This is a genomic window from Phenylobacterium sp. (genome assembly GCF_031181185.1).
GTDB lineage: Bacteria > Pseudomonadota > Alphaproteobacteria > Caulobacterales > Caulobacteraceae > Phenylobacterium.
This window is the reverse complement of sequence record NZ_JAPSKZ010000164.1, coordinates 1-8,086: the sequence shown is the minus strand read 5'-3', so window position 1 is coordinate 8,086 and position 8,086 is coordinate 1. Positions and strand designations below refer to the sequence as shown.

Below are 8,086 nucleotides of genomic sequence, written 5' to 3'. Positions count from 1 at the left end.
TGGTGACCCCGCGCCCCGCGTGACGTGGGGTCACGGTTGCCGGGCCCTGCGGAGGGCGTACCGTCGTTCCAGCAAGAGAACCGCACGGGAGGAACCAGGTGGCGGTTACGGAAGGTCTGGGCGTCGACGGCATGGGCGCGCCTGCGGCGCCGGCGGAGCCCCTCGAGCTCCGGCCGCCCAAGGCCGTGAAGGTCTTCTACAGCATCGGTCAGTTCGTCGAGTCCGGCTACCTGATCGTCAACACCTACATCTTCTTCTACTACACGGCCGTGCTGGGGCTCTCCGGGAGCATGGTGGGCGCGGCCCTCGCCATCAGCATGACGCTCGACGCGGCCGCCGACCCGCTGATCGGCTCGTGGTCGGACAGCGTGCGCTCGCGCTTCGGCCGGCGCCTGCCGGTGATGCTGCTGGCCGCGCCGCTGACCATGCTGACCATGGGCCTGCTGTTCGCGCCCCCGTCCGGGCTCTCGCCCTTCCTGCTGTTCCTCTGGCTGACGGCGATGAAGGGCGGCCTGCGCTTCTTCGCCTCGATGTACAACATCCCCTACTTCGCCCTCGGCGGAGAGATGTCGAACGACTACGTCGAGCGCTCGCGGATCGTCTCCCACCGCCTGCTGGCCGGCATCCTGGTCAGCGTGCTGATCACCGCGCTGGCCTATTCCGTGTTCTTCGCGGGCGAGGGCGGGCTGCAGCGGCCCGAGCGCTACCCGCTGTTCGGGTGGACCATCGGCGCTCTCGTGCTGGCCGGCGGCCTCGTGTGCTGCGCCGGCGTCTGGCGCTATGCCGCGAGCCTGCCCCAGCCGATCACGCCGCCTGAGCCGATGATGCGGCGCTTCGTAGGCGAGATGACCGAGATCCTGCGCAACCGGACGTTCCTGATCCTGTTCGTCTCGATGCTGCTGTTCACCAGCGCGGCAGGCCTCCACCAGGCGCTGAACAACCACAACTACGTCTTCGTCTGGAAGCTTCGGCCCGAGTCGATCCAGCTGATCACCTATGTCTACCTGCTGGGCATTCTGATCGGGGTGCCGCTGACGCCGGCCCTACTCAAGGGGTTTGAGAAGAAGGCGGTCGTGGCCATCGGCTTCGTCATCGTGGTTCTGGGTTGGCTGGCGCTGCCGGGGCTACGCGGGTTCGGCCTGTTCGCGCCCACCGGGCCTGAGGCCCTGCCGTGGCTGTCGCTGACCTCGCTGCTGTTCGGCGTGGGCTCGGGCCTGATCTTCATCGCCTTCCCCGCGATGATGGCCGACGCCGCCGACGAGCACGAGCATCTCTACCAGACCCGCCGCGAGGGGCTGTTCTTCTCGGGGCTGGGCTTCGCCGGCAAGGCCGCGGGCGGCATGGGCCTCTTGCTGGGCGGCCTGGCGCTGGACCTGCTGCGCTTCCCCAAGGAGGTGGGCCGGCAGGTGAACGCCGACGTCTCGGAACAGGTGCTGTCGCAGCTGGTGTTGGCCTGGGGCTGGCTGCCGGCGGTGCTGGTGGCCCTGGGCGCGCTCGTCTTCGCGCCCTATGGCATCAGCCGGGCCCGGCACGGGGAGATCGTCGCCGCCCTCAAGCTCAAGCGCGCCGCCGACGTCAGCGCCGGCCGCAGCTCGTAGCCCAGGCTAGTGCGGGACGTAGCTGCGCAGCACGTCCTCGATGATCCGCTCCAGCTGGGCCAGCGTGCCGCACTGCTTGGCCACGTGGCAGAACCGGGCGTAGCGATCCATCACGCTGTCGCCCTGACCCCAGTAGCTCTCGGGCTCCGGGTTCAGCCAGATCACCGCGCGGCTGCGGTCGTGGATCTGGCGCATCAGGTCCAGCCGTGGGTCGGCGTAGTTCGAACGGCCGTCGCCCAGGAAGATCACCGTCGTGCGGCGGTCCAGCGTGTCCAGGTGGTTCTCGCAGAAGTCGGCCAGCGCCTGGCCATAGTCGGTGGACTGAAAGCCGATCTCGCGCAGCACCTGGAAGATCGCCGTCTCGACGGTGTTCTCGTCCAGGATGTCGCCCACCGGGATCAGCCGGCCTGAGAAGGCGAAGGCGTCCAGGCGCTCGACCACCTCGTTCAGGGAGTAGAGGAAGGTCAGCAGGAACTGGGCGGCGGCGGCCACCGACTTCGACACGTCGCAGATCACGACGATCGATGGCTTGTCGACCTTCTTGACCTTCCAGGCGATCTCGAACGGCACGCCGCCGTAGGCCGTCGAGCGGCGCAGGGTCTTGCGGACGTCCAGGTGGCCCTTCTGCGCGGCCCGCCGGCGGCGCGCGTACTTGGCCGCCAGCCGCTTGGCCATCTTCTTCACCAGCTGCTGCATCAGGGCGTAGTCGACCGGGTCGACGCCGCCGTCGGCGTTCAGCTGTTTACGGATCAGCCGCTCCTCGCGAAGCTCGCGCGCGGAGGTGGCGGCATAGAGGTCGTGCTGGCGCTGGACATAGGCCTGCGCCTCTCGGAACAGCCGCGCCCGGGCCGCCTCCAGCCGCTCGGCCAGCGCCTCGCCCTCGCCGTCGGGCAGGCGGCGGGCGCCTGCGATGATCGCCTCGATCTCCTCCAGGCCCATCTCCTCCAGCAGCCGGCGGGTCATGCGGCTGCGCTGCGTGGTGAGCCGGATCTCGGCCACGCCGGCCCGGTGGGCGGCCTCCTCCATCGCCTGCTGGACTGCGGCGGCGTCGCCTTGCAGCACCGCCTGGGCGAGCGGGGAGTCGGCCACCTGCGCCGCCTCGGACTGGGAGAGTTCCGCGCTCGGCCCCTCTGACCGCTCGGCTCGGTCGCGGGCGAAGAACGCCTCGAAGGTGGCGTCGAACCGCGCCACCTCGTCCGCCGACTTGGCCAGCGTCGCGCAGAGCGCGTCCTTGAACAGCGTGCGGTCCGAAAAGCCGGTGACGGCCACGGCGCGCGTGGCGTCGATCGCCTCGGCCGGGGAGACCCGGACGTCGGCGGCGCGGAGCGCCCGGAAGAACTGCTCGAGCGTCCCCTGCATCAGCGCCGGTGCAGCAACTCGACGACCTGGGGCTCGACCGCGGCGATGTCCTGCTCGAACTTCAGGATCACGTTCAGCGTGTCGCGCACCACGGCAGCGTCCAGGCTGTCGGCATGCAGCAGGACGAGGGCGCGGGCCCAGTCGACGGTTTCGGAGATGGACGGCGCCTTGCGCAGGTCCATCATGCGCAGCGACTGGACGAAGGCCACCAGCTCGCGGGTCAGCTTGGCTTCGATCCCCGGCACGCGGCTGGCGACGATCTTCTCCTCCAGCGCGGCCTCGGGCAGCGGGATGTGGAGATGGATGCAGCGGCGCTTCAGGGCGTCGCCTAGGTCGCGCACGTTGTTAGAGGTGAGGAACACCAAGGGCGGGGTCTTGGCCTTCAGCACGCCCAGCTCCGGGACCGAGACCTGGTAGGCCGACAGCACCTCCAGCAGGAAGGCTTCGAACGCCTCGTCCGACTTGTCGACCTCGTCGATCAGGAGGACGCAGCCGTCGTCCTCGCGCAGGGCCTTCATCAGCGGCCGGGGTTCGAGGAAGGGCTCGGAAAAGAACAGGTCGCCCATGCCGTGCAGGCGCTCCATGGCGGCGTCCATCGAGGCCGCCCCGGCCAGCGCCTCGCCCATCCGGTCCTTCAGGATCTGGGTGTAGAGCAGCTGCTTGCCGTACTTCCACTCGTACAGGGCCTTGGACTCATCGAGGCCCTCGTAGCACTGCATGCGGATCAGCGGGTGGCGCAGCAGGGCGGCGGTGGAAAGCGCCAGCTCGGTCTTGCCGACGCCGGCCGAACCCTCGACAAGGATCGGCTTCTCGAGCTTCACGGCCATGTAGAGCGCCGTCGCAATCCGGCGGGAGGCGATGTAGCCGACGCTGGCCAGGCCCTCGATCAGGGCCTCGACGGACGCGAACGGATCGGCGCCGGCATTGGCCGGCGCAGGCGTGGAAACGGTCAATGGAACGGCTTTCGAAATCGCGGGAAAGAACCTGGCGATTGTGCCAAGCGCTCTCCCGCGACGCAAACAGCCGTTCGGAAGGCCTTTAGGGCGCGGGCTTGATCTCGAAGCTGACGCCCTGGGCCAGCGGCAGGGTCTTGCCGTAGTTCAGGGTGTTCGTGGCCCGGCGCATGTAAGCCTTCCAGCTGTCGGAGCCCGCTTCGCGGCCGCCGCCGGTCTCCTTCTCGCCGCCGAACGCGCCGCCGATCTCGGCGCCCGAGGGGCCGATGTTGACGTTGGCGATGCCGCAATCCGAACCCCGCGCGGAGATGAACAGCTCGGCCTCGCGCATGTCGTTGGTGAAGATCGACGACGACAGGCCTTGTGGCACGTCGTTCTGCAGCGCGATGGCCTCTTCCAGATCGCGATACTTCATCACGTAGAGGATCGGCGCGAACGTCTCGCGCTTCACCACGTCAGTCTGCGCGTCCATCTCGACCAGGGCGGGGCGGACGTAGAAGGCGTCTTCGCCGGCGTCGACACGCTCGCCGCCGTGCACCTTGCCGCCGGCCGCCCGGGCGTCGGCCAGCGCCTTCTGCATGGCTTCGAAGCTGGCGGCATCGATCAGCGGACCGACCAGCGTGCCGGCCTCGCGGGGATCGCCCACCGGCACGGAGGCGTAGGCCGCCTTCAGCGCGGCGACGAAGCCGTCGTACTTGCTCTCGTGCACGAACAGGCGACGCAGGGTGGTGCAGCGCTGGCCCGCCGTGCCCATGGCGGCAAAGGCGACGCCGCGCAGCGCGAGGTCCAGGTCGGCGGTCGGGGCGATGATCGCCGCGTTGTTGCCGCCCAGCTCCAGGAGCGCGCGGGCGAACCGCTGCGCCAAACGGGGCCCGACGGCCCGGCCCATGGCAGTCGAGCCCGTCGCCGAAACGAGCGGGACCTTCGGATGGTCGACGAGGGCTTCGCCCACATCTCGGCCGCCGATGATCACCGCCGAGAGGCCCTCCGGCGCGTCGCCGAACTTGGCCAGCGCCCGCTCGAACAGGGCCTGGGTGGCGAGCGCGGTCAGCGGCGTCTTCTCCGACGGCTTCCAGACGCAGGGGTCGCCGCAGACCAGCGCCAGCGCCGAATTCCACGACCACACGGCCACCGGGAAGTTGAAGGCCGAAATGATGCCGACGACGCCCAGCGGGTGCCAGGTCTCCATCATCCGATGGTCCGGGCGCTCGGTGGCGAGCGTCAGGCCGAACAGCTGCCGCGACAGGCCCACGGCGTAGTCGCAGATGTCGATCATCTCCTGCACTTCGCCCAGCGCTTCGGAGACGATCTTGCCGGCCTCTAGCGTCACGACCTTGGCGAGGTCGGCCTTGGCGGCCCGCAGCTCCTCGCCGAACAGGCGGACCAGCTCGCCCCGGCGCGGGGCCGGAACGTTGCGCCACTTCAGGAAGGCGGCGTGGGCGCGCTGGATGGCGGCGTCCACCTCGGCCACCGGCGTGTCGTGAACATGGGCCATCACCTCGCCGCTGACCGGCGAACGGACCGGGCGGTTGCCGCCGGTCCAGAGGCTCTCGGGCACGCCGAGGCGCTTGAGGACGTCGGCGGCTTCGGCCGCGGCGGAGGCGATCTTCACAGGGGCGTTCATCAGCTTACTCGGCGGCGGCGCGGAGGAGGTTGGCGTCTTGTGGCGCGTAATAGCGGCCGAACCGGTTGGCGAGGAAGTCGGAAAGGCCGATGTCCTCCTGCCGGATGAAGCCGGTCTGCGGCAGCTTGCCGTCGGCCAGCATGTCCAGCACCGCGCAGATGGCGCCGGCAGTGGTGATCTGGATGGCGCTCTTCAGCTCGCCGTAGATCTCCTGGGCATAGACCTTGTTGACGTAGGTCTCCTGCATCAGCCGGCCGTCCTTCATGCCGGAAACGGTGACGAACACGATCACCACGTCCTGCATGGTCGCCGGCACCGAGTTCTCCAGGATGTCCTTGAGCACGTCACGCCGATTGCGCAGGTTCAGGTCGTTGAGCAGGGCCTTCATGATGGCCGCGTGCCCGGGATAGCGGATGGTCTTGTAGTTGAGGTTGCGGACCTTGCCGTCGAGGGTGTGGCACAGCGTGCCCAGGCCGCCCGAGGTGTTGAACGCCTCGTAGGTCACCCCGTCCAGGGCGAACTCCTCGCGCTCCTCGAGCGCCGGGGTCTCGCGCAGCTTGCCGTTCACGATGGCCTCGCACGGCTCGCAGTACTCGTTGATCACCCCGTCGGTCGACCAGGTCAGGTTGTAGTTCAGGGCGTTCGACGGATAGCGGGGCATGGCGCCGACGCGCAGGCGCACGTCGTGCAGTTCGTCGAAGTGCTTGGCGAGGTCCCAGGCGGCGATGGTGATGAAGCCGGGCGCCAGGCCGCATTGCGGGATGAAGGCGGTCTTCGATTCCTTGGCGAGCTCGCGGACGACGCGGCTGGAGGCCACGTCCTCGGTCAGGTCGAGGTAGTGGGCGTCGGCCGCCTTGGCGGCGCGGGCGACGACGGTGGTCAGGTGATAGGGCGCGCAGTTCACGACCGCGAAGCAGTCCTTGATCCGCTCCGCCAGCGTCTGCGGATCGTCGATGGCCATGGCGGCGGTGGTCACGCGGTGGCGCCCTTGCAGCGCCTTCAGCGCCGCGGCCGACTGGTCGACGACCAGCGCCTCGTAGGACCCCGAACCCACCAGCAGGTCGACGACGGTCGACCCGATCTTTCCTGCCCCGATGACGGCGACCTTGCGCATCACGTGCCTCCCTGACCTTTGAGGGACTCAGGGTCGGCAAAGGCCAAGCCATTTACAATTGGCGCCCCGGCGAATCGCGGGGCTATTCTGGGCGTATCGACGACGCTGCTGGACGAACCGCCGAATGCCCGCGCCTATGGACGACCTCGACGAGCACCTGCTGGCCCGCCTTCGCGAGAACGCCCGCGCGCCGGTGGCGGAGCTGGCCCGCGCGCTCGGCCTATCGCGGACCACGGTGCAGAGCCGGCTCGCTCGCCTCGAACGCAGCGGGGTGATCGCGGGTTATGCGGTGAAGCTCGCGCCCACCTATGCAGCCGGCCGCGTGCACGCCTTCATCATGCTGACCGTCGAGCCGAAGCAGGCCGCCGCCGTGACCTCGGCCCTGAAGCGCATGCCGGGGGTCACCCGTCTCCAGTCGGTGAGCGGTCCCTTCGACATGATCGCCACCGCCGAAGCGGCCGGCGTCGCGGAGATGGACGCCATCATCGACGAGATCGGCGCGGTGAAGGGCGTCGAGCGCACCAACACCTCGCTGGTGCTGTCCACCAAGTTCGACCGCTAGCGGCCCTCGCGCAGCCGGTTGTGCACGTCGGTGGCGGCGATGGCGCCTTCGCCTTCCGCCGTGGAGATCTGGTTCAGGCCGCGGACCACGTCGCCGGCGGCGTAGAGCCCTGGCACCGACGTCTCCTGGTGGTCGCCCACGACCAGCCGACCGCTGTCGTCAAGCTTGGCGCCGGCCTGCACCGCGAGCTGCGCCCGCGGCGTGACGCCCAGCGCCGAATAGACCACGTCGAAGCTGCGCTTCTCGTCCTCGCCGAAGTCGAAGGCGGTGATCTTCCGCCTGCGGATCTCGACGGCCTGGATGGCGCTGTCGATCACGTCGACGCCGGCCTTCTTCAAGTCGGCGGCAAGCGTCTTCGGCAGCGGATCCTTACCCACGTGGATGAAGGTGACGTCATCGGACCAGGTGCGAATGAAGATCGCCTCGCGGGCGCAGTGGTCGTCCTTCCCGATGACGCCCACCCGGCAGCCGATGACCTCATAGCCGTCGCAGATCGGGCAGATGCGAACGAGGCCCTTCTCGACGCCGCGCTCCAGGCCAGGGATGTTCGGCGCGTTGTCGATGACGCCGGTGGCCAGGATGACCGTGCGGCTGCGGAAGGTCTCGTTCTCCGTCTCGATCCGGAAGCCGGACTTCAGCGGCGTCAGGGTCTCAACGCGTCCTGAGCGGATGTCCGCGCCGTACTTCTCCGCCTGCTTGCGCATCCGAGACAGCAGGACCTTGCCGTTCACACCGTCGGGGAAGCCAGGATGGTTGTGGCTGCGCGGGATCCAGGCGGCGCGGCTGCCGCCGGACTCGATCACGACGAAGTTGCGGCGGAAGCGGGCGAGATAGATGGCGGCGGTCAGCCCCGCGGGGCCTGCGCCGATCACCAAG

General features: G+C 69.0%; 7 protein-coding genes. 2 read left to right on the top strand and 5 right to left on the bottom strand.

Translation table 11 applies throughout. The features are described from left to right. Window positions 1-98 precede the first annotated feature (98 nt). Entirely contained in the window at window positions 99-1,598 is a 1,500-nt protein-coding gene (locus tag RIF93_RS16395) for an MFS transporter (RefSeq protein WP_309092522.1), read from the top strand. A 6-nt stretch (window positions 1,599-1,604) separates the two neighbouring features. Here RIF93_RS16395 and RIF93_RS16390 read toward each other — a convergent pair whose 3' ends face one another. The 4 genes from RIF93_RS16390 to RIF93_RS16375 form a co-directional block, all read right to left on the bottom strand. Beyond that, window positions 1,605-2,957 (bottom strand): VWA domain-containing protein, encoded by a 1,353-nt coding sequence (locus RIF93_RS16390; protein WP_309092521.1) that lies wholly within the window; start codon window positions 2,955-2,957, stop codon window positions 1,605-1,607. Next, the gene (locus RIF93_RS16385) at window positions 2,957-3,910 is read right to left on the bottom strand and encodes a MoxR family ATPase (RefSeq protein WP_309092520.1); all 954 of its coding nucleotides are present in this window, start codon (window positions 3,908-3,910) and stop codon (window positions 2,957-2,959) included. Before RIF93_RS16385 ends, RIF93_RS16390 begins: the two co-directional genes overlap by 1 nt. A gap of 85 nt (window positions 3,911-3,995) precedes the next feature. Beyond that, a complete protein-coding gene (locus RIF93_RS16380; protein ID WP_309092519.1) occupies window positions 3,996-5,534 on the bottom strand; it encodes an aldehyde dehydrogenase family protein in 1,539 nt (512 codons plus the stop codon). Window positions 5,535-5,538: 4 nt separating this feature from the next. Then, entirely contained in the window at window positions 5,539-6,648 is a 1,110-nt protein-coding gene (locus RIF93_RS16375; protein ID WP_309092518.1) for a saccharopine dehydrogenase family protein, read from the bottom strand. A 136-nt stretch (window positions 6,649-6,784) separates the two neighbouring features. Between RIF93_RS16375 and RIF93_RS16370 the strand changes: the two genes are divergently transcribed. Beyond that, window positions 6,785-7,210 carry an Lrp/AsnC family transcriptional regulator gene (locus tag RIF93_RS16370; protein ID WP_309092517.1) on the top strand — a complete coding sequence of 142 codons (426 nt, stop codon included), beginning with the start codon at window positions 6,785-6,787 and terminating at the stop codon, window positions 7,208-7,210. Here RIF93_RS16370 and RIF93_RS16365 read toward each other — a convergent pair. Further along, a complete protein-coding gene (locus tag RIF93_RS16365) occupies window positions 7,207-8,085 on the bottom strand; it encodes an NAD(P)/FAD-dependent oxidoreductase (RefSeq protein WP_309092516.1) in 879 nt (292 codons plus the stop codon). The genes RIF93_RS16370 and RIF93_RS16365 overlap by 4 nt on opposite strands. Window position 8,086: the final 1 nt, after the last annotated feature.